A 22,090-nucleotide genomic window follows, 5' to 3' on the forward strand; every position below is an offset into this window, starting at 1 on the left:
AATGAAGACCTCCAAACCTAACTTAGCCAAGATAATATTTTTTGATTTGATCTCAGTGGGCAAGGTCCCATTGATGCTTCTTATCTGTATCTTTGCGAGTGCGATGGGGGTCGTTCTTACGACACATATGTCACGTCAGGCGATAACGCAAAAAGACACGGCGTTGGTGGAGCGAGAACAGCTTGATGATGAGTGGCGAAATTTAATGCTTGAAGAGACGGCTCTGGCTGAACATAGTCGCGTTCAAGCATCGGCAAAAAGAGAGCTAGACATGAAACGTCCAGACTCTGAAAAAGAAGTTGTGATCACACTGAAATGACCGGTAAAAAGGAAAAAGCACCCGCAAAAACCGTTAAGAAATCAACGAAAGAGCGTGTGACGAGCGAAAAGGATTCGGATCCAATTCTTATTAAATGGCGTTTCAACGTCGTTATTGCTTTCGTGTTTCTTGCCTTTGCTGCGCTGGTTGGTCGTGTGGCTTACATCCAAATCATTGAACCAGATAACTTAATTCGTCAGGGCGACCTTCGCTCGGTACGTGTTAAGGCCATTCCTTCTGCTCGCGGTATTATTTCAGACCGCAATGGCGAGCCGCTTGCTGTGAGTGTTCCAGTTGAAGCGGTATGGGCCGATCCTAAAACGATTTTCGATAAAAACGGCATGGCCCAAATTGATCGTTGGTACGCGTTAGCCGATGTACTTGGCTTAGAGCGACAATCGATGATCGACAAGATCTCTAGCAACAAATCCCGCCGATTTATTTACCTGCAAAGACAAGTTAGCCCTGCAATGGCTAAGTATATCCGTGAGCTTAAGCTGGTGGGGGTTGGTCTGAAAGCGGAATCTCGACGTTACTACCCTGCAGGCGAGGTCAGTGCGCACCTTATCGGTGTTACCGGCATTGATGGACACGGCCTAGAAGGCGTTGAGCGCAGCTATGACAAATGGCTCACAGGCGAGGCGGGTAAGCGAACGATTCGTAAAGACCGCTACGGACGTGTTGTTGAAAATATTGCTTTAGAAGAGCGTGAAGAAGGCAAGCCACTCGAGCTAACGATCGACCAAAGATTACAAGCGATCGCCTACCGAGCGATTAAACAGGCGGTGGCCGATCATAAGGCGACTTCTGGCTCAGCTATTTTGTTGGATGTAAAAACCGGCGCTGTGTTGGCGATGGTTAATGCGCCTTCTTATAACCCGAACAATCGTGCTGACTTACAAAGTTTTAAGATGCGTAACCGCGTACTTACCGATGCGATGGAGCCCGGCTCTACCGTGAAACCTTTTGTGGTTTTGGCGGCGCTAGAGAACGGTACGGCAGATCCAGATATCGTTATTGATACTGGCAACGGCATCATGCAGATCGGTGGCAGTCGTGTGCGAGACTCTTCTAAAGTCGGTAAGGCTGATTTAGCGCTGATCCTTAAGAAGTCGAGTAACATCGGTGTGGCGAAGTTGGCACTTAACATGCCTTTAGAAGCCCTGCTTGGGATGTACAGTTCTGTTGGTCTGGGCGAAATGTCTGGGCTGAACTTAATCGGTGAAACGAGCGGTATTTTCCCGAATCGTCGTCGCTGGTCTAAGTTTGAAATTGCAACACTATCATTCGGTTACGGTTTGTCTGTTACACCGATGCAGTTGGCCCATGCGTATGCGACGCTAGCCAACAAAGGCATGTATGAACCGATTCATATTATTAAGAGTAACGACCAAGACTTTTCTAAGCAGATCATCAAGCGCGAGAACGCTGAACTGGTTTTGAATATGCTCGAAGGGGTGACTCAAAAAGGCGGCACAGCAACAAGAGCGGCCGTTCCTGGTTACCGAGTTGCAGCAAAAACGGGTACGTCTCGTAAGGCTGAAGCTGGCGGATACAGCGACGAATACATTGCGATTACCGCAGGTTTTGCCCCTGTTAGTGACCCAAGAGTCGCGCTGGTTGTTGTGGTCAATGAGCCTCAAGGTGACCTTTACTATGGCGGTTCAGTTGCTGCCCCCGTTTTTTCTGAAATCATGAAGGGTGCATTGCAAATACTGAATGTCCCTGCTGATGAAAACAAGTTTCAAGAATAGAGCCAATCAGGATTCAATATGAGTAATAGCCTCACGCTGTCATCTTTACTTTCTCCTTGGGGTGACTTTAGTTCACCTGAGCTGGATTCGATTGCTGTTGAACAGTTGGAGTTGGATAGTCGTGCCATCAAAGACGGCGATATTTTTGTTGCTGTAGTTGGGCATGCTGTTGATGGCCGTCGCTTCATCGACAAAGCGGTCGCACTGGGAGCCAATGCCGTTATCGCACAAGCTGATGCTGAAAAGGCGCATGGTCTGATTGAGTGGTTGGATGCTGTTCCAGTAATTTACATTAAAGAGCTTAACTTGGTGTTATCTGAGTTGGCCGGTCGTGTTTACTCGTCTCAAGCGACTAAGTTGATTGGTGTTACCGGCACCAATGGCAAAACCACCATCACTCAATTGATTGTTCAGTGGCTAGACCTCGTTGGTCAACGTTCTGCGGTAATGGGCACCACAGGTAATGGCTTTTTAGACAGTCTAAAAACCGCGGCGAATACCACCGGCAGTGCGATTGAAATACAACGCACACTGAGTGAGTTAGCGAAAGAAAACGCGGCTTACACAGCTATGGAAATATCTTCTCATGGTTTGGTGCAAGGTCGCGTTAAAGCCTTGGACTTCGAAGTCGGTGTATTCACTAATTTGAGCCGTGATCATCTTGATTACCATGGCACGATGGAAGAGTACGCTTTAGCTAAGAAGAGCCTGTTTACTGAGCACAAATGCAAGCACGCTGTCATAAACGTTGATGACGAAGTAGGCAAAGCTTGGGTGACAGATTTATCGAATGCGATTGCTGTTTCATTACTTCCATTAACGGGCTACCAACAGTCGGTATGGGCATCTGATGTTGCCTATGCAGAAACTGGGATTAAGCTCTCTTTCGATGGTAGTTGGGGGCAAGGCGATCTTTCGGTTTCATTGATTGGTCAGTTTAACGCATCAAACGTACTGATGGCCTTTGCGACCTTGCTGTCATTAGGTATCGATAAGCAAATCTTGGTCGATACTGCACCTCAGCTGCAACCTGTGATTGGTCGTATGGAACTGTTTCAAGTGCCGAACAAAGCAAAAGTGGTTGTCGATTACGCACATACGCCAGACGCTTTAGAAAAAGCATTAGCAGCATTGCGAGTTCATTGTTCTGGACAGCTATGGGCTATCTTTGGTTGCGGCGGTGACCGTGACACTGGTAAGCGTCCTATGATGGCAGCGACCGCAGAGCAGTTCGCCGATAAAATCATTATTTCAGATGACAACCCTCGTAGCGAAGATCCTGCCTTGATTGTCAAAGACATGCTGGCAGGCTTAAACAAACCTGAATCTGCATTTGTGGAACACGATCGCTACCAAGCGGTTAAGTTCGCGCTTGAACAGGCAGACAGCAATGACATTATTCTTTTGGCTGGTAAAGGCCATGAGGATTACCAAGTATTAAAAGACGAAACGATCCATTACTCAGATCGAGAGTCTGCGCTTCAACTTTTAGGTATTTCATAATGATTGATGTATCACTCGAACAGATTTGTTCAGCGGTCAGCGGTGAGTTGATTGAGGCTGGTAACTCAAACAATGCCGTAATTAATGCCGTTTCTACCGACACTCGTACCGTTGAAGAAGGCGCATTGTTTGTTGCTATCGTCGGAGAACGTTTCGATGCGCATGACTTTTGTCATCAAGCGGTTGAGGTAAATGCGAGTGCGTTGTTAGTCGAACGAAAACTTGACCTAAATATTACTCAAGTTGTTGTTGAAGACACTAAACTTGCTTTAGGTCAGTTAAGTGCTTGGATCCACAAACAATGTGACGTGCCAACCATGGCGATTACAGGAAGTTGTGGTAAAACGACCGTCAAAGAGATGGTGGCGAGCATTCTACAGCAACGTGGCAAGGTGCTGTTTACGGCGGGTAACTTCAATAATGATATTGGAGTACCACTAACCTTGCTGCGCAGTGAACCCAATGACGATTACGCCGTGATAGAACTGGGCGCGAACCACATTGGTGAAATCGCCTATACCACGCAGCTTGTGAAACCGCAGGTGGCGTTGGTGAATAACGTTGCTGCCGCGCATCTAGAAGGCTTTGGCTCAATTGATGGTGTTAAACAAGCGAAAGGTGAAATCTTTCAGGGGCTTGCTGCCGGTGATACTGCTATTGTTAATCTAGAAAGCAACGGTGGCGACTTTTGGAATGAAGTACTCGCAGATAAAACGGTACTGACATTTTCAGAAAGCGACAGTACGGCAGATTACTTTGCTAAGAATATTCGCATTAATGAGCAGGGCGAAGCTTGCTTTGAGATGCAAACACCGCAAGGCGCTATGCCGGTTGAGCTTGGCATTATTGGTCAGCATAACGTAGCAAATGCGTTGGCGGCGGCAGCGTTGAGCATTCAGTTTGGTGCCACGCTTGAAGAAGTAAAAAATGGTTTAGCGAATCTTATCTCTGTCAAAGGGCGAGTTGAGGTTCAACAATTAAGTCAGAATATCAAGCTGATAGATGACAGTTATAACGCCAGCGTACCTGCGATGAAGGCGGCAGCCAAACTGCTGTCGAGCTTCAAAGGTCAACGTTGGTTGATTTTAGGCAATATGGCTGAATTAGGCGACGAAAGCCTTGCACTTCACCGTCAAGTCGGTGAATATGCTGCCCCATTCGCTTTTGAGCATGTACTCACTTACGGTGATGATACCAAGGTGATTAGTGAGGTCTGTAATGGTACCCACTTCGCAACGCATCAAGCGATGATCGCGCACATAGAGCAGCACTTATGCTTGCCAGAAAACGCGTCACATACCTTGTTGGTAAAAGGCGCGAATAGTGCAGGAATGAGTAAAATAGCCGCTGCTTTAAAGGAGAACTTTTCATGATAATTTGGCTTGCAGAGCTACTACAGCCACACCTTTCTTTTTTCCGTTTGTTCGAATACCTATCATTTCGTGCAATCGCGAGTATTTTGACGGCTTTATGTCTGTCGCTGTGGATGGGACCTCGTTTAATTGAGCGTCTGCAAATGCTACAAATTGGCCAAGTTGTTCGTAATGACGGCCCTGAATCTCACTTTAGCAAACGTGGTACACCAACCATGGGCGGTGTGATGATCCTAGCTGCCATTATTATTACGGTATTAATGTGGGCTGATCTTTCTAACCCTTACGTTTGGGCGGTATTGGTTGTCCTTGGCGGTTACGGTGCGGTTGGCTTTGTTGATGACTACCGTAAAGTGGTTCGTAAAAACACAGATGGCTTGATCGCTCGTTGGAAGTACTTCTGGCAATCGGCTATTGCATTGGTTGTGGCGTTTGCTCTGTATGCTCACGGGCACGATACTGCGGCAACCCAACTGGTGGTGCCTTTCTTTAAAGATGTGATGCCACAATTAGGTTTATTGTACATCGTACTGACTTATTTTGTTATTGTGGGTACCAGTAACGCGGTGAACCTAACAGACGGCCTAGATGGTTTGGCGATTATGCCAACAGTGATGGTTGCTGCTGGTTTTGCTGTGATTGCATGGGCGACAGGTAACGTTAACTTCGCAGCATATCTACATATTCCATACATCCCATACACTTCTGAGCTTGTGGTTGTATGTACTGCTATCGTCGGTGCAGGCCTAGGTTTCCTATGGTTCAACACCTACCCAGCACAAGTATTCATGGGCGATGTTGGCTCGCTAGCACTGGGCGGTGCATTGGGTGTGATTGCTGTGTTAGTTCGCCAAGAGTTGGTACTGGTTATCATGGGCGGTGTGTTTGTAATGGAGACTCTGTCAGTGATTCTGCAGGTGGGCTCTTACAAATTGCGTGGTCAGCGTATTTTCCGCATGGCACCAATCCATCACCACTATGAACTTAAAGGTTGGCCAGAGCCGCGTGTAATCGTGCGTTTTTGGATCATCTCTATGGTATTAGTACTGGTTGGTCTAGCGACACTGAAAGTTCGTTAATCCTGTGTGAGCCTCTGAATAGGGGCTCTTTAAAACTATTAAGAGCATCTTGTTTAAATGGAACGTTGGCAAAATATTCAAAATGTAGTGGTTGTGGGGCTCGGTATTACCGGGCTCTCTGTCGTTAAACATCTCGTAAAATATCAGCCTCATACGCATGTGAAGGTGATTGATACGCGAGAGCTACCACCAGGAAAGGAATCTTTACCTGAATCGGTAGAGCTGCATTCTGGAAGTTGGAATAGCCAATGGTTAGCGGAAGCTGATTTGGTGGTTGCTAACCCAGGTATCGCACTCGCGACCCCTGAAATACAAGATGTTATTCGAACGGGTACTCCGGTTGTTGGCGATATTGAACTGTTTGGCTGGGCGGTAGACAAACCCGTTGTGGCTATCACAGGTTCTAACGGCAAGAGCACGGTGACTGACCTTACTGGTGTGCTTGCTAAGGCTGCTGGTCTTAACGTTGGTGTCGGTGGCAACATCGGTATTCCTGCCTTAGATCTTCTAGAGCTTGATGCCGATTTATATGTTCTTGAGCTTTCAAGTTTTCAGTTAGAAACAACATCAAGCCTAAACTTAGCAGCAGCAGCATTTCTGAATCTGTCAGAAGACCATATGGATCGCTACCAAGGTATGGCCGATTACCGCGATGCCAAACTAAGAATCTTCAACAATGCTCAATATGCGATTGTAAACCGCGACGACAAAGAGACGTATCCAGACCACAGCATGTCATTAGTCACATTCGGACTCGATGACCAAGAGTTTGGTGTCGCGACAGTTGATGGCATCGAATGGCTAATGGATAACGGTAAACCTGTACTTGCTACCCAAGATTTAACATTGGTTGGACGTCACAATGTGGCAAATGCGTTAGTCTCGCTAGCACTACTTAAACAAGTCAGTATGGATTACAGCAAAAGCCTTGAAGCCTTGAAGGCCTACAATGGTTTGACGCATCGCTGCCAAGTGGTGGCTGACAAACGCGAAATCAAATGGGTTAACGACTCGAAAGCGACCAACGTAGCCAGTACATTAGCGGCTCTGTCGGGCTTAGAGTGCCAAGGTACTTTGTATCTTCTGGTTGGTGGGGTTGGTAAAGGTGCCGACTTCAGTGAGCTTAAGCCTGTGTTGTCACAACTAGAGCGCGTTCAACTGTGTTGTTTTGGTGAAGATGCCGCGCAATTTATGCCGTTGCACCCATCGTCTAAGACGTTTGAAACTATGGGTGACATTATCGAGAGTATCTCGAAGCAGTTAGTTGCCGGTGATATGGTGATGTTGTCCCCGGCGTGTGCCAGCTTCGATCAATTCAATAACTTCATGGCAAGGGGTGATGCGTTCACTGAACTTGCTCATGAGTATGCCTAACGTGTTGAAGGACTAACATTCAGTGCAAAGAGTGAAAGAGATTAATCAATCCATTTGGCAATGGCTTAACCGTGCCACACCAGAGGCGCTTTACGATCGTCAATTGGTATGGATTGCTCTTGGACTGATGCTGACGGGCTTAGTGATGGTAACGTCGGCTTCGTTTCCTATCAGTGCTCGTTTAACCGATCAGCCATTTCACTTTATGTTCCGTCATGCCATCTTCCTTGTGTTGGCGTTAGGTGTCTCCAGCGTCATATTGCAAATCCCGATGCAGCGCTGGTTTCAATACAGTATGTATCTACTGGGCTTATCCTTCTTCTTGCTGATTGTGGTACTAGCCGTCGGTAAGTCGGTTAACGGCGCATCGCGTTGGATCCCATTAGGGCTATTTAACTTACAACCAGCTGAAGTCGCCAAGTTATCGCTGTTTATCTTTATGGCGGGCTACTTGGTTCGGAAGCAAGATGAAGTGAGAAAAACCTTCTTCGGTGGTTTTGGTAAACCGATCATGGTATTCGGCGCTTTTGCCGTGCTGCTGCTGGGCCAGCCCGATTTAGGTACTGTGGTCGTAATGCTAGTGACCCTGTTCGGCATGCTATTCATTGCCGGTGCCAAGCTTTCACAGTTTATCGCCTTGATGGTAGCAGGTATTGCCGCGGTCGTCGGTTTGATTGTTATAGAACCTTATCGTGTTCGGCGTGTTACCTCATTCTGGGAACCTTGGAACGACCCGTTCGGCAGTGGTTACCAGTTAACTCAGTCATTGATGGCGTTTGGCCGTGGTGATTGGATGGGGCAAGGGCTCGGTAACTCAATTCAGAAACTAGAATACCTACCCGAAGCGCACACCGATTTTGTATTTGCTGTGTTGGCAGAAGAATTGGGTTTTGTTGGCGTGACCTTGGTGTTGATACTTATCTTTAGCTTGGTTTTTAAAGCCATTTTTATTGGCAAAAAGGCCTTTGAAAATGACCAAGTATTCAGTGGTTACCTGGCATTTGGCATCGGTATTTGGTTTGCATTTCAGACGCTTGTTAACGTGGGTGCAGCTTCAGGTATCGTCCCAACCAAAGGTCTAACCTTGCCACTGATCAGTTATGGTGGTTCAAGTCTTATCGTGATGTCGGTGGCGGTGTCTATGCTGCTGCGTATCGATCACGAATGCCGAATGCAACAAAAAGAACAAGCCGATAATCAAAACGAATTAGTAGAATAAGAATCTAACGTGATGAAACAAAACAAAAAACTTTTAGTGATGGCTGGTGGTACTGGCGGTCACGTTTTCCCAGGGTTAGCGGTAGCTAAAAAGCTTCAGCAACAAGGCTGGGAAATTCGCTGGTTAGGAACGGCAGACAGAATGGAAGCGGATTTGGTACCAAAGCATGGTATTGAGATCGACTTCATCAAGGTGAAAGGCCTGCGTGGTCAAGGCATTAGCAAGTTAATTAAAGCGCCGTTCCAGATTATTAATGCCATACTTCAAGCAAGACAACACATTAAAGCATGGCAACCTGATGTGGTGCTTGGCATGGGTGGTTACGTGAGTGGCCCGGGTGGTATCGCGGCATGGTTGTCTGGCATTCCAGTGGTTCTGCATGAACAAAATGCAGTGGCAGGTTTAACCAACCAATGGCTGTCTAAGATTGCTAAAAAGGTTTTCCAAGCTTTCCCTGGTGCTTTCCCTACCGCAGAAGTGGTGGGTAACCCAGTACGCGAAGATGTGGTTGCCTTAGCTGAACCCGAGCAACGCATGGCTGAGCGAGATGGTGATATCCGCATCTTGGTTATGGGCGGTAGTCAGGGCGCCAGAATCCTGAACGATACCTTGCCAGTAACAATGGCGCAGCTTGGTGAAGGCTTCACTGTGATGCACCAAGCGGGTAAGAACAATCAACAGCAAGTCATTGAGCAATACAAATCACATTCTGTAGATAATGTTCAAGTGACTGAATTTATTGATGATGTGGCGCAAGCTTATGAGTGGGCAGATCTATTAGTGTGTCGCTCAGGTGCATTAACCGTATCAGAAGTGTCTGCGGCAGGTGTCGGATCTATCTTCGTTCCGTTTATGCACAAAGACAGACAACAAGCGTTGAATGCCGACCATTTAGTTGAATGTGGCGCAGCGTTAATGATTGAACAGCCTCAACTAACGGCTGATAAGCTAGCGAACACTATCGTGCAGCTTGATAGAAATGAATTAAAAATGATGGCAACAAAAGCTCGTCAAGCCGCCAAGCTTGATGCTGATGTGACCGTCGCTGAAGCGATTAAAGCTTTAGCAAAATAATGAGATTGAATTGATGACGATTGAACATACCCAAGACTTAGCGCAAATCCGTGCAATGGTGCCAGAGATGCGCCGTGTTAAATCTATCCACTTCATTGGTATCGGTGGTGCCGGAATGAGCGGGATTGCTGAAGTCTTGCTAAATGAAGGCTACCAGATCACGGGTTCTGATATTGCTCAAAACCCAGTGACTGATCGTTTAGTTAGCAAGGGTGCGACCGTTTATATCGGTCACCAAGCAAGTAACGTTGCCGACGCAAGTGTGGTGGTGGTTTCAACCGCTATCAATGAAGAAAACCCAGAAATTATTGCAGCTCGTGAAGCGCGCACACCGATCGTTCGTCGTGCAGAAATGCTGGCTGAGTTGATGCGTTTTCGTCACGGCATTGCTGTGGCAGGTACGCACGGTAAAACAACCACGACTGCGCTAGTGACACAGATTTACTCGGAAGCAGGCCTAGATCCAACCTTCGTAAACGGTGGTTTGGTGAAAAGTGCCGGCACTAACGCACGTTTAGGTTCAAGCCGTATTCTTATCGCTGAAGCTGATGAAAGTGATGCGTCATTCTTACATCTGCAACCAATGGTTAGTATCGTAACTAACATTGAAGCCGATCATATGGATACCTACGGCGGCGATTTTGAAACGCTAAAGCAGACGTTTATTGATTTTTTACACAACCTACCATTCTACGGTCAGGCTGTGATGTGTGTTGATGATCCAGTAGTGCGTGAGCTTATCCCTCAGGTAAGTCGCCAAGTGATTACTTACGGTTTCTCAGAAGATGCTGATATCCGTATTGAGAACTACGTACAACAAGGTCAACAAGGTAAGTTCACGGTAGTACGCGAAGGTAAAGCTAACCTTGATATTACGTTAAACATTCCGGGCCGTCACAATGCATTGAATGCATCCGCGGCGATTGCTGTTGCAACAGAAGATGACATCAGCGATGAAGCGATTCTCAAAGCGATGGCAGGAACGGAAGGCACGGGTCGTCGTTTCGATCACCTAGGTGAGTATGAAACAGGTAAAGGCGTGGCAATGTTGGTCGATGATTACGGTCATCACCCAACCGAAGTTGATGTGACGATTCAAGCAGCACGAAGTGGCTGGACTGATAAACGTCTTGTAATGATCTTCCAACCGCACCGTTATAGCCGTACTCGCGATCTGTATGATGATTTTGCGAACGTTCTTGAGCAGGTTGATGTCCTAATTCTGTTAGATGTTTATTCTGCAGGTGAGAAACCTATTGCAGGGGCGGACGGGCGTTCATTAAGTCGAACTATTCGCGGGCGTGGTAAGATAGATCCAATCTTTGTTGCCGATATCAACGCACTGCCATCGGCTTTAGCCAACGTAATTCAAGGTGGTGACCTTGTTTTAACGCAGGGTGCAGGCGATGTTGGTCGAGTAGCGAAGCAGTTGGAATCGTTACAGTTAGACATTAATAAAATGCAGAACGCGTAACAGAATACTGTCTACAGACTGTGGTCAATCGCTCACTTCTTGCGATTGACCTAAAATTGACCAAAAATCTTATTATCAACGTTTGATAGTTTGATTTTGCTCAGTATAATTCATAGGTTAAAGTAAGTGCTTTTACCTCTATTACGAAGATAGGGAATAGAATTGCGAACCAACGACAGGGAATGCGGGCTTTGGTAGAAAGTACTTTTAGCGAAAACCGCCACCTATTCAGTTTACCGTCGCTCAAGAAACACGCCTTAGGCGGGTCTTTTTTTGTCATGGTATTGCTATTCATTGGGTTTCTTTTCTATACCACACTGACTTGGATGTGGGACGATCAGCGATTGCCTCTCTCCAAAATAGTACTTCAAGGCGACTTAACTTACGTGACCGCTGGTGATGTTCAACATGCCTTTAGCGAGCTAGAGCATATTGGAACGTTCATGTCGCAAGACATCGGTGTGTTGCAAGACAGTTTAGAAGCGTTACCTTGGGTTTCAGTGGTCTCCATTCGTAAGCAGTGGCCAGACACAATAAAAGTATTTTTGACTGAGTACCATGCAGCAGCAATCTGGAACGGTAACATGCTGCTGAATGACGATGGTCAGGTGTTTAATGGTGATATCGGCCTGTTGAAGGGCGATAGAGTTAAGCTTTACGGCCCAGACGGCACCAGCCAAGAAGTGATAGAAAAGTGGCGACAGATAACCCCTTTGATTAACAGTCTAGGGTTAACCGTTACCTCTCTCGTTCTCAATGAGCGTCGCGCTTGGCAAATAATCCTAGATAACGGTATCCGTTTAGAACTAGGTAAAGATTCTTTAGATGAGCGTGTTGAACGCTTCATTTCGCTTTACAACGAACTTGGTAGTAAAGCGAATCAAGTGAGCTACATCGACCTCAGGTATGATACGGGAGCCGCTGTAGGCTGGTTTCCAGAGCAAGAGTTAGAAGAGAGCACAGATGACTAAGACCGCAGATGACAACATAATCGTTGGTCTTGATATAGGCACTGCGACCATATCAGCTCTGGTTGGTGAAATATTGCCTGATGGTCAAATCAATATCATTGGATCTGGGCAAAGCCCATCCAGAGGTATGGATAAAGGTGGTGTAAACGACCTAGAGTCGGTAGTGAAGTCGGTTCAGCGAGCTATTGATCAAGCAGAGTTGATGGCGGAATGCCAAATCAGCAATGTATTTATCTCGCTATCGGGTAAACATATCGCAAGCCGAATTGAAAAAGGCATGGGCACTATCTCTGATGAAGAGGTGTCTCAAGACGATATGGATCGAGCGATCCATACCGCGAAATCAATTAAAATAGGTGATGAGCAGAGAATTCTGCACGTGATCCCACAAGAATTTACCATTGATTATCAAGAAGGGATTAAGAACCCGCTTGGCTTATCTGGTGTTCGAATGGAAGTCAGTGTTCACCTAATTTCTTGCCATAGCGACATGGCGAGAAACATTATTAAAGCTGTTGAACGATGTGGTCTCACTGTAGAACAAATCGTGTTTTCAGGACTTGCCTCAAGCAATGCGGTAATTACTGAAGACGAGAGAGAGCTTGGAGTGTGTGTGGTAGATATCGGTGCGGGTACAATGGATATTTCCATTTGGACTGGCGGCGCACTTCGACATACAGAAGTCTTTTCCTACGCAGGAAATGCAGTAACCAGTGATATTGCCTTCGCTTTCGGCACGCCAGTGAGCGATGCTGAAGAGATAAAAGTAAACCATGGTTGCGCTCTGAGTGAACTCGTAAGCAAGGATGATTCTGTTAACGTCCCAAGTGTTGGTGGTCGCCCATCGAGAAGTTTGCAACGACAAACTTTGTCGGAAGTGATTGAACCACGTTACACTGAACTTATGGGTCTCGTTAACCAAACTATTGATACGGTTCAATTACAGCTACGAGATGAAGGTATTAAACACCACCTTGCAGCTGGCGTCGTTCTCACTGGTGGAGCGGCACAAATTGACGGATTGGTAGAGTGTGCGGAACGCGTTTTCCGCAATCAAGTTCGAGTTGGTAAGCCGTTAGAAGTTAGTGGCTTAACTGACTATGTTAAAGAGCCGTATCATTCTACGGCGGTTGGTTTACTTCATTACGCAAGAGATTGTCAGATCAGTGATGAAGGTGATTACAGCGAACCTAAGCGTTCAGCACCTTCTATGTCTGGTTTATTTGGCAAATTGCGTAATTGGATACAAAAAGAGTTTTAACCTGAGTTGCAGGAAAAAACGGAGATAACACATGTTTGAACCGATGATGGAAATGTCTGACGATGCAGTAATTAAAGTCGTTGGAGTTGGTGGCGGTGGCGGTAACGCTGTTGAGCACATGGTACGTGAATCAATCGAAGGCGTAGAATTCATCAGTGTTAACACTGATGCGCAAGCACTTCGTAAAACAAGCGTGAGCAGCGTGATCCAAATTGGTGGTGATATCACTAAAGGTTTGGGCGCTGGTGCAAACCCACAAGTAGGCCGTGATGCAGCTCTCGAAGATCGAGAAAGAATTAAAGAAGTTCTAACTGGCGCCGATATGGTATTTATCGCAGCTGGTATGGGCGGTGGTACTGGTACAGGTGCTGCTCCAGTTATTGCTGAAGTTGCGAAAGAGTTGGGTGTGCTGACGGTTGCTGTTGTAACTAAGCCATTTAGCTTTGAAGGCAAAAAGCGTTTAGCGTTTGCTGAGCAAGGTATTGAAGAGCTTTCTAAACATGTGGATTCATTAATTACGATTCCAAATGAGAAGCTACTTAAAGTACTTGGCCGCGGCGTAACTCTGCTAGAAGCTTTCGCAAGTGCTAATGATGTACTTAAAAACGCTGTACAAGGTATCGCTGAGCTAATTACTCGCCCTGGTATGATTAACGTCGATTTCGCGGATGTTCGCACCGTAATGTCTGAGATGGGTCATGCAATGATGGGTAGCGGTATCGCAAAAGGTGAAGACCGTGCTGAAGAAGCTGCTGAAACGGCAATTTCTAGCCCACTACTAGAAGACATCGACCTAGCTGGCGCACGTGGCGTTCTTGTGAACATCACAGCAGGCCTAGATATGCGTCTAGATGAGTTCGAAACAGTAGGTAATACAGTTAAGGCATTCGCATCTGATAACGCAACAGTTGTGATTGGTACTTCTCTAGACCCTGATATGACGGATGAAATCCGTGTAACTGTTGTAGCAACAGGTATCGGCACAGAGAAAAAACCAGACATTACATTAGTTGCTGGTGGTAAAGCTAAGGTTGCACCAACTCCTCAACCACAGGTAGCGGCTCAAACTGCACCAAAAGTGGAAGAGAAAGTGGCACAACCATTGCAAGAAAAAACTGAGGTTAAACCTCAAGTTAAGCCGCAGCCAACAACGTCACCTGTTTCTTCAGGTACAGGCGCTAGCCAAAGTGCAGCACCTAAGGCTGAGAAAGAGAGTGGATACTTAGATATTCCAGCATTCTTACGACGTCAGGCTGATTAACAAATACCCAAAATTTGACTATCGTCGAATTAATGGTAAAATTCGCGGTCGGTAAATACTGACCGTGATTTGTAGCACTGATAACGAGGCAAGCAGATGATCAGACAACGTACTCTGAAAGAAATTGTGAAAACAACTGGTGTGGGTCTCCACTCTGGTCGTAAAGTCACACTTACTCTTCGCCCGGCAGCTGCAAATACAGGTATTGTTTATCGTCGTACAGATGTAAATCCACCTGTAGATTTCCCAGCTGATCCAGCGTCAGTTCGTGACACTATGCTATGTACAGCTCTTGTTAATGACGAAGGCGTACGTATCTCTACAGTGGAACACCTTAACGCAGCTTTAGCGGGTATGGGCATCGACAACATTATTGTTGAAGTAGATGCTCCTGAGATCCCAATTATGGATGGTAGCGCAAGCCCATTCGTATACTTGCTACAGCAAGCGGGTGTAGAAACACTGAATGCAGCGAAGCGTTTTATTCGTATCAAAAAGCCTATCCGTTTTGAAGATGGCGATAAGTGGGCAGAGTTTGTTCCATTTAACGGCTTCCGTATGGACTTTGAGATCGACTTTAACCACCCAGCAATTGAATCTGATGAGCAACGTTTGTTGTTTGATTTCTCTTCACAAGGTTTTGTGAAAGAAATTTCTCGCGCTCGTACTTTCGGCTTCATGCGCGACATTGAGTATCTACAATCTCAAAACCTAGTACTTGGTGGTAGCTTTGATAATGCTATCGTACTTGACGAGTACCGAATTCTTAATGAAGAAGGTCTACGTTTTGACAATGAGTTCGTAACTCATAAAGTACTAGATGCGATTGGTGACTTGTACATGTGTGGACACGCTATTATTGGCGAGTTCCGTGCATACAAATCAGGTCACGGCCTAAACAACCAACTACTACGTGCAGTACTTGCTGACGCAGAAGCTTGGGAATGGGCAACATTCGAAGAAGAAGTAGGCTCTCCTGTTGCATTTGCTGAGCCAGGAATGGTTCTAGCGTAATTGTTGTTTACAACAATATAAGATTTCGAAAACCAGGTCATTGACCTGGTTTTTTTGTATCTATTTTCCAGATACAGTGTCGTCAACATCCGAAAGTTGTCTCCCAATGAGTTGCAGTCTGGCTAATCCATCAGCAATTAGAAAGAAAAGTTCCAAGCACATCAAACAAATGGGGTTATAAATGGTTGTTGGTGTGAAAATTACTTACACTAAAGGGCATTAATTTTAACTCAAGCCTTGAAAACTCTACTCTCAAGTACAATATCAAAGATACTAGATTTATCTCAGTATCCTTGGTTAGTAACTGAAGACTAGTTCATAGCTAGTAGAGACACTGACGGCATTTAAAATAGATCGCGGACGATCTGAGAACGAAGAGATTCCAAGCACATGATTACTAAGCTGCTGACAAAGGTAATTGGCAGTCGCAATGACAGAACACTGCGCCGCCTTAGAAAAATTGTAAAAGAAATTAATAACTTCGAACCATCGTTTGAAGCACTTTCAGACGAAGAGCTAAAAGCAAAAACGGTTGAGTTTCGTGAGCGCTTAGATAAAGGTGAATCGCTAGACCAACTTCTACCTGAAGCATTTGCTACGGTACGTGAAGCGTCTAAGCGTGTTTACGGCATGCGTCACTTTGACGTGCAAATGATTGGTGGCATGGTTCTAAATGCTGGCCAAATTGCAGAAATGCGTACTGGTGAAGGTAAGACTCTTACAGCAACCCTACCTGCTTATCTTAATGCCCTACCTAGCAAAGGTGTTCACGTAGTAACGGTGAACGACTACCTAGCGAAGCGTGATGCGGAAACAAACCGCCCATTATTTGAATTCCTTGGTATGACTGTTGGCGTGAACGTGCCAAACATGGCTCCACCAGAGAAGAAAGAAGCGTACCAAGCGGATATCCTATACGGAACAAACAACGAGTTTGGCTTCGATTACCTACGTGACAACATGGCTTTCCGTGCTGAAGATCGTGTTCAACGTGAGCGCTTCTTTGCTGTTGTCGATGAGGTTGACTCAATCTTAATCGATGAAGCTCGTACTCCACTTATTATCTCTGGCCCAGCTGAAGATAGTTCAGATCTTTACACGCGTATTAACACGTTGATCCCTAACCTTGAGCGCCAAGATAAAGAAGATTCTGAAGAGTACCGTGGTGAAGGTCACTACACCATGGACGAGAAATCGAAACAGGTTCACCTGACTGAAAACGGTCAAGAATTTGTAGAAGAGCTAATGGTCAAAAACGGCCTGATGGAAGAGGGTGACACGCTTTACTCTCCGACAAACATCAGCCTGTTGCACCATGTTAATGCAGCGCTGCGTGCACACGTACTGTTTGAGAAAGACGTCGACTACATCGTTACTGAAGAAGGCGAAGTGGTTATCGTTGATGAACATACTGGTCGTACTATGCCAGGTCGTCGTTGGTCTGAAGGTTTACACCAAGCTGTTGAAGCTAAAGAAGGTGTGAAGATTCAGAATGAAAACCAGACGCTAGCATCGATTACATTCCAGAATTTCTTCCGTCTATACGAAAAACTGTCAGGTATGACAGGTACAGCCGATACAGAAGCTTTCGAATTCCAGTCTATCTACGGCCTAGAAACGGTAGTTATCCCAACCAACAAGCCTATGGTTCGTAACGATATGCCAGATGTGGTTTATCGTACTGAAGAAGACAAGTTCAATGCGATCATTGAAGACATCAAAGACCGTGTAGCAGCTGGTCAGCCATCATTGGTTGGTACGGTTTCTATCGAGAAGTCTGAACTACTGTCTAACGCACTGAAAAAAGCAAAAATTAAGCACAGCGTTCTAAATGCTAAATTCCACGAAATGGAAGCAGAGATCGTTGCACAAGCTGGTATGCCGAGTGCGGTAACGATCGCAACTAACATGGCTGGTCGTGGTACCGATATCGTGTTAGGTGGTAGCTGGCAGGCACAAGTTGAGAAGCTAGATAATCCAACCAAAGAGCAGATTGATAAGATCAAAGCTGACTGGAGAGTAATCCACGATAAAGTGCTTGAGTCAGGTGGCCTGCACATCATTGGTACTGAGCGTCATGAATCTCGCCGTATCGATAACCAGCTACGTGGTCGTTCTGGTCGTCAAGGTGATGCGGGTTCTTCTCGTTTCTACTTATCAATGGAAGACTCTCTGCTACGTATCTTTACATCGGATCGTATGGCAGGTCTTATCCAAAGTGGTATGGACGAAGGCGAAGCGATCGAATCTAAGATGCTTTCTCGCTCAATTGAAAAAGCACAACGTAAAGTGGAAGGTCGTAACTTCGATATTCGTAAGCAGCTTCTTGAGTACGATGATGTAGCCAATGACCAACGTAAAGTGGTTTATGAGCTTCGTGACGAACTGATGAGCTCAGATGACATCAGCGAAATGATCGAACACAACCGTGAAGATGTACTGGCATCAGTGATTGATGAATACATCGCACCTCAGTCTCTTGAAGATATGTGGGATATCGCGGGTCTGCAAGATCGTCTGAAGAATGACTTCGATCTAGACTTTGATATTCAAGGTTGGTTAGACGAAGACGACAAGCTTTATGAAGAAGCATTGCGTGAGCGTATTCTTGCTATGGCGGTTGATTCGTACAAACAGAAAGAAGAAGTGGTTGGTGCTCAAGTACTGCGTAACTTCGAGAAATCTGTGATGCTACAAACGCTAGACGGTCTTTGGAAAGAGCACTTGGCAGCGATGGATCACCTTCGTCAAGGTATCCACTTACGTGGTTATGCTCAGAAGAACCCGAAACAAGAGTACAAGCGCGAGTCGTTTGAACTGTTTGAAGGCCTACTAGATGTACTAAAAACAGATGTTGTTACCATCCTTTCTAAAGTTCGCGTTCAGCAACAAGAAGAAGTAGAAAAGATGGAAGCTCAACGTCAAGCTCAAGCTGAAGAAGCGGCGCGTCGTGCACAAGCACAACATGCAACAGCTGAAAACCAGCTAGCTGACGATGAAGCTGAAGCGGCATCTCCACAAACGGTAGTACGTGATGAGCGTAAAGTGGGTCGTAATGAGCCATGTCCATGTGGAAGCGGCAAGAAGTACAAACAGTGTCACGGTAAAATTGACTAATGCTTTGCTGTAGTGGCTGATAACTTCGTAGGCGATGCTCATTTACACTTGTAAACTCCGCGTCGCCTCCTCGTTCTCAACCAATACAGCTTTGCCTTAATATAATTTTGATAAAAAGAGTCGCTTAGGCGGCTCTTTTTGTATGTAAATTTCATGGCTTACTTTGTTACGCAAGGAAGTCGTCATTCCCTATAGCGAGAACGAGCGTAGTAGGGAATCTCGTTTAGTTAGGCTCACGTTGTTTTAGCTCCCCAGCTCAGTCGTTCCTCCTTCTTGAGGATGACGTATTCAGGGACTGTGTGAGTTAAGCGCTTTATTAAGGAACACCAACACATGAAAAGGATCCACATTGTAGCGGGCATTATCTTCAACCAAGACAAGTCACAGGTATTTATTACTAAACGTCCGGACGACAAACACAAAGGCGGTTTCTGGGAATTTCCTGGTGGCAAGGTTGAAGAGGGTGAAACCATTGAGCAAGCGATGACTCGTGAGCTTGATGAAGAGATTGGCATCAAGGTGACAGAACAGTCTCTGTTTGAGCACCTTGAATTTGATTACACCGATAAGTCGCTTAAGTTCGACTTCATCCTTGTGACCGACTTTGAAGAGCAGCCTTATGGCAAAGAAGGTCAACAAGGTGAATGGGTAAGCCTAGAATCATTGAATCAATACGCCTTCCCAGAGGCAAATGTGCCAATTTTAGAGCGAGTAATAAAAGAGTTTTCGTAATTGCTAGCCTGAGTTTGAGATTGTTGTTAGTTTAAAGAGATTAATCGATTGAACGTTGCTGCAAGAGATAAGTGGCAACGGTAACCAAAACAATGGAGATATTCGCAGTGGTAAGAATTGCAATTGCAGGAGCAGCGGGCCGCATGGGTCGCAACTTGGTGAAAGCCGCTCATCATAATTCAGAAGCAAGTGTTGGAGCTGGTTCAGAGCGTCCAGAGTCATCTTTGGTCGGCGTAGATGTCGGCGAGTTATGCGGTGAAGGTCGTTTTGATGTTGCTTTAGTCGATGATTTGTCGAAAGCCATTGAAGAGTTTGATGTGATTGTCGATTTTACTGCCCCTGTTAGCACATTAGCGAATATTGAACTTTGTAAACGTCACGGTAAAAAACTGATTATCGGTACGACGGGTTTCTCTGAAGAAGAGAAGCAGGTGATTGATGCTGCTTCAAAAGAGATGGCTATCGTAATGGCACCTAACTACAGCGTTGGTGTAAACCTGGTCTTTAAGCTGCTAGAGAAGGCAGCTAAAGTGATGGGCGATTATTGTGATGTCGAGATCGTTGAGGCTCATCACCGTCATAAAGTCGATGCACCGTCAGGCACTGCGATTGGTATGGGCGAAGCTATTGCGGGTGCGATGGGCAACGAGCTGAACGATGTCGCAGTATGGTCGCGCGAAGGTATTACTGGTGAGCGTACTAAAGATGAGATTGGTTTCGCGACGATTCGTGCCGGTGACATTATTGGTGAACACACCGCTATGTTTGCTGATATCGGTGAACGAGTGGAAATTACCCATAAAGCCACTGATCGAATGACCTTTGCTAATGGCGCAATCAAGGCCGCGGTTTGGTTAAATGATAAACCAGCAGGCTTTTATACCATGACGGATGTCCTTGGTTTGAACGACCTGTAAATACATATTTATGCGCTGGCAATTGCCGGCGCTTTCTTTATTTGGTGCCTTTTTCTTAGTAATCTCTCTTCTACTATCTTCCTTCTACTTTCTTATTATCGTCATTTTTCCTCTATTTCTATGTTGTTTATGTGGTCTTTGGTGTGTTTTTTGTTTTAGATCTTTAAATTGTCATGTTTTCTCTTGGTATTTATCGATTGCGTTTTGTTGCTGATATTTTTGTCACTCTATGGTTGGTTAAAATGAGGGGTGAAAATTAGAAAATCGTAATGTTCGAGCTAAATGCGTATGAAAGTTGAACTTTTGGGGCTTTGAGGGGGTAAATTGAATTAGTCCTTACAAATGTTTAATTTCTTTTGAGTTAAATGTTGACACGTATCACGCAGATCACTAAAATACCGCCAATTTGTCTAATTTCCATAAACACGCAGTTTTTGGTGTTGCAGGAAGGTAGATTTGCAAATTAAATCAATTTTAATGCATTTTTATTTCTGGAGGTTGTCTTGAAGAAGTCAGCACTACTTGTCCTAGAAGATGGGACAGTATTTCACGGTGAAGCCATTGGCGCTGTAGGTTCTGCAGTTGGTGAAGTCGTTTTTAATACCTCGATGACGGGGTACCAAGAAATCCTCACTGATCCTTCCTATTCTCAACAAATCGTTACCCTTACTTACCCTCACATTGGCAATACCGGAACCAATTCCGAAGACGAAGAATCTTCTTCAATCCACGCTCAAGGCCTTGTGATTCGCGATCTCCCTCTAATCGCTTCTAACTTCCGTAATGAACAATCCCTTTCTGATTACCTTAAGTCGCAAAACGTTGTTGGTATCGCTGATATCGATACTCGTAAGCTGACGCGTATTCTTCGTGAAAAAGGCGCACAGAACGGTTGTATCGTAGCGGGTAACAACCTAGACGAAGCTTTGGCTCTAGCTAAAGCAAAAGAATTCCCTGGCCTGAAAGGTATGGACCTTGCGAAAGAAGTTACAACAAAAGAAGCGTATCAATGGAAACAAGGTTCGTGGACGCTTACGGGTGGACTTCCTGAAGCGAAAGCAGACTCAGAATTGCCATACCACGTTGTTGCTTATGACTTCGGTGCAAAACGAAACATCCTACGAATGCTTGTTGACCGCGGCTGCCGCCTAACGGTTGTTCCTGCTGAGACTTCAGCTGAAGAAGTACTTGCTCTGAACCCAGACGGTGTTTTCCTTTCAAATGGCCCTGGTGACCCAGAACCATGTACTTACGCAATTGAAGCGACAAAAGTGTTCCTAGAAAAAGGCTTACCAATCTTCGGTATCTGTCTAGGTCACCAGATTCTTGCTCTTGCGTCAGGCGCTAAGACAGTGAAGATGAAGTTTGGTCACCACGGTGCAAACCACCCGGTTAAAGATTTAGATCGTGATGTTGTGATGATTACTTCGCAAAACCACGGCTTTGCTGCTGACGAAGAAACCCTTCCAGAGACACTACGTGCAACGCACAAATCACTATTTGATGGTTCTCTACAAGGTATTCACCGTACAGACAAACCAGCATTCAGCTTCCAAGGTCACCCTGAAGCGAGCCCAGGTCCAGAAGACGCAGCGCCGTTATTCGACCACTTTATTGAACTAATCAAACAGCACACAGCGTAATTCGG

17 protein-coding genes are annotated in these 22,090 nt (G+C 45.6%); all 17 read left to right on the plus strand.

Annotation, left to right across the window (positions count from 1 at the left end; translation table 11 throughout):
* The first annotated feature begins 1 nt into the window (after position 1).
* The 17 genes from ftsL (at position 2) to carA (ending at position 22,085) form a co-directional block, all read left to right on the plus strand.
* Entirely contained in the window at positions 2-319 is a 318-nt protein-coding gene (gene ftsL / locus AB6E85_RS11375; RefSeq protein WP_019824585.1) for a cell division protein FtsL, read from the plus strand.
* Positions 316-2,073 (plus strand): penicillin-binding transpeptidase domain-containing protein, encoded by a 1,758-nt coding sequence (locus AB6E85_RS11380; protein WP_048618225.1) that lies wholly within the window; start codon positions 316-318, stop codon positions 2,071-2,073. The genes ftsL and AB6E85_RS11380 overlap by 4 nt, the downstream gene beginning before the upstream one ends.
* An 18-nt stretch (positions 2,074-2,091) precedes the next feature.
* The gene (murE, locus tag AB6E85_RS11385) at positions 2,092-3,576 is read left to right on the plus strand and encodes a UDP-N-acetylmuramoyl-L-alanyl-D-glutamate--2,6-diaminopimelate ligase (RefSeq protein WP_372142714.1); all 1,485 of its coding nucleotides are present in this window, start codon (positions 2,092-2,094) and stop codon (positions 3,574-3,576) included.
* Positions 3,576-4,949, plus strand: coding sequence for a UDP-N-acetylmuramoyl-tripeptide--D-alanyl-D-alanine ligase (gene murF / locus AB6E85_RS11390; protein WP_372142716.1), 1,374 nt, complete (start codon positions 3,576-3,578; stop codon positions 4,947-4,949). The genes murE and murF overlap by 1 nt, the downstream gene beginning before the upstream one ends.
* Entirely contained in the window at positions 4,946-6,028 is a 1,083-nt protein-coding gene (mraY, locus tag AB6E85_RS11395) for a phospho-N-acetylmuramoyl-pentapeptide-transferase (protein WP_019824581.1), read from the plus strand. Before murF ends, mraY begins: the two co-directional genes overlap by 4 nt.
* A gap of 57 nt (positions 6,029-6,085) precedes the next feature.
* Positions 6,086-7,402 (plus strand): UDP-N-acetylmuramoyl-L-alanine--D-glutamate ligase, encoded by a 1,317-nt coding sequence (gene murD / locus AB6E85_RS11400; protein ID WP_372142719.1) that lies wholly within the window; start codon positions 6,086-6,088, stop codon positions 7,400-7,402.
* A gap of 22 nt (positions 7,403-7,424) precedes the next feature.
* Positions 7,425-8,621: a cell division protein FtsW gene (gene ftsW, locus AB6E85_RS11405; protein WP_048609688.1), complete on the plus strand. Its 1,197-nt coding sequence runs from the start codon at positions 7,425-7,427 to the stop codon at positions 8,619-8,621.
* 12 nt (positions 8,622-8,633) lie between these two features.
* A complete protein-coding gene (gene murG, locus AB6E85_RS11410) occupies positions 8,634-9,695 on the plus strand; it encodes an undecaprenyldiphospho-muramoylpentapeptide beta-N-acetylglucosaminyltransferase (protein ID WP_372142765.1) in 1,062 nt (353 codons plus the stop codon).
* Between the two features lie 13 nt (positions 9,696-9,708).
* Positions 9,709-11,169: a UDP-N-acetylmuramate--L-alanine ligase gene (gene murC, locus AB6E85_RS11415; protein ID WP_172380459.1), complete on the plus strand. Its 1,461-nt coding sequence runs from the start codon at positions 9,709-9,711 to the stop codon at positions 11,167-11,169.
* 278 nt (positions 11,170-11,447) lie between these two features.
* Entirely contained in the window at positions 11,448-12,140 is a 693-nt protein-coding gene (locus AB6E85_RS11420) for a cell division protein FtsQ/DivIB (protein ID WP_017059290.1), read from the plus strand.
* Positions 12,133-13,401: a cell division protein FtsA gene (ftsA, locus tag AB6E85_RS11425; RefSeq protein ID WP_010434747.1), complete on the plus strand. Its 1,269-nt coding sequence runs from the start codon at positions 12,133-12,135 to the stop codon at positions 13,399-13,401. Before AB6E85_RS11420 ends, ftsA begins: the two co-directional genes overlap by 8 nt.
* Positions 13,402-13,432: 31 nt before the next feature.
* Positions 13,433-14,662 (plus strand): cell division protein FtsZ, encoded by a 1,230-nt coding sequence (gene ftsZ / locus AB6E85_RS11430; protein WP_017059291.1) that lies wholly within the window; start codon positions 13,433-13,435, stop codon positions 14,660-14,662.
* Positions 14,663-14,758: 96 nt separating this feature from the next.
* Positions 14,759-15,676: a UDP-3-O-acyl-N-acetylglucosamine deacetylase gene (gene lpxC, locus AB6E85_RS11435; protein ID WP_010434751.1), complete on the plus strand. Its 918-nt coding sequence runs from the start codon at positions 14,759-14,761 to the stop codon at positions 15,674-15,676.
* Positions 15,677-16,066: 390 nt separating this feature from the next.
* A complete protein-coding gene (gene secA, locus AB6E85_RS11440) occupies positions 16,067-18,793 on the plus strand; it encodes a preprotein translocase subunit SecA (protein ID WP_048614961.1) in 2,727 nt (908 codons plus the stop codon).
* 333 nt (positions 18,794-19,126) lie between these two features.
* Complete coding sequence (mutT, locus tag AB6E85_RS11445) at positions 19,127-19,525, plus strand: 8-oxo-dGTP diphosphatase MutT (protein WP_048618233.1); 399 nt, start codon at positions 19,127-19,129, stop codon at positions 19,523-19,525.
* A gap of 92 nt (positions 19,526-19,617) precedes the next feature.
* Entirely contained in the window at positions 19,618-20,442 is an 825-nt protein-coding gene (gene dapB, locus AB6E85_RS11450) for a 4-hydroxy-tetrahydrodipicolinate reductase (protein ID WP_020628676.1), read from the plus strand.
* A gap of 503 nt (positions 20,443-20,945) precedes the next feature.
* Positions 20,946-22,085, plus strand: coding sequence for a glutamine-hydrolyzing carbamoyl-phosphate synthase small subunit (carA, locus tag AB6E85_RS11455; protein WP_048609692.1), 1,140 nt, complete (start codon positions 20,946-20,948; stop codon positions 22,083-22,085).
* Positions 22,086-22,090 lie beyond the last annotated feature (5 nt).

The organism is Vibrio sp. 10N.247.311.51 (assembly GCF_041467855.1).
GTDB lineage: Bacteria > Pseudomonadota > Gammaproteobacteria > Enterobacterales > Vibrionaceae > Vibrio > Vibrio coralliirubri.

Bases quoted from the DNA above. Each gene is read 5' to 3' on its own strand.
- ftsL (WP_019824585.1), top strand. From the start codon at position 2: ATGAAGACCTCCAAACCTAACTTAGCCAAGATAATATTTTTTGATTTG.
- AB6E85_RS11380 (WP_048618225.1), top strand. From the start codon at position 316: ATGACCGGTAAAAAGGAAAAAGCACCCGCAAAAACCGTTAAGAAATCA.
- murE (WP_372142714.1), top strand. From the start codon at position 2,092: ATGAGTAATAGCCTCACGCTGTCATCTTTACTTTCTCCTTGGGGTGAC.
- murF (WP_372142716.1), top strand. From the start codon at position 3,576: ATGATTGATGTATCACTCGAACAGATTTGTTCAGCGGTCAGCGGTGAG.
- mraY (WP_019824581.1), top strand. From the start codon at position 4,946: ATGATAATTTGGCTTGCAGAGCTACTACAGCCACACCTTTCTTTTTTC.
- murD (WP_372142719.1), top strand. From the start codon at position 6,086: ATGGAACGTTGGCAAAATATTCAAAATGTAGTGGTTGTGGGGCTCGGT.
- murG (WP_372142765.1), top strand. From the start codon at position 8,634: ATGAAACAAAACAAAAAACTTTTAGTGATGGCTGGTGGTACTGGCGGT.
- murC (WP_172380459.1), top strand. From the start codon at position 9,709: ATGACGATTGAACATACCCAAGACTTAGCGCAAATCCGTGCAATGGTG.
- AB6E85_RS11420 (WP_017059290.1), top strand. From the start codon at position 11,448: ATGGTATTGCTATTCATTGGGTTTCTTTTCTATACCACACTGACTTGG.
- ftsA (WP_010434747.1), top strand. From the start codon at position 12,133: ATGACTAAGACCGCAGATGACAACATAATCGTTGGTCTTGATATAGGC.
- ftsZ (WP_017059291.1), top strand. From the start codon at position 13,433: ATGTTTGAACCGATGATGGAAATGTCTGACGATGCAGTAATTAAAGTC.
- lpxC (WP_010434751.1), top strand. From the start codon at position 14,759: ATGATCAGACAACGTACTCTGAAAGAAATTGTGAAAACAACTGGTGTG.
- secA (WP_048614961.1), top strand. From the start codon at position 16,067: ATGATTACTAAGCTGCTGACAAAGGTAATTGGCAGTCGCAATGACAGA.
- mutT (WP_048618233.1), top strand. From the start codon at position 19,127: ATGAAAAGGATCCACATTGTAGCGGGCATTATCTTCAACCAAGACAAG.
- dapB (WP_020628676.1), top strand. From the start codon at position 19,618: ATGGAGATATTCGCAGTGGTAAGAATTGCAATTGCAGGAGCAGCGGGC.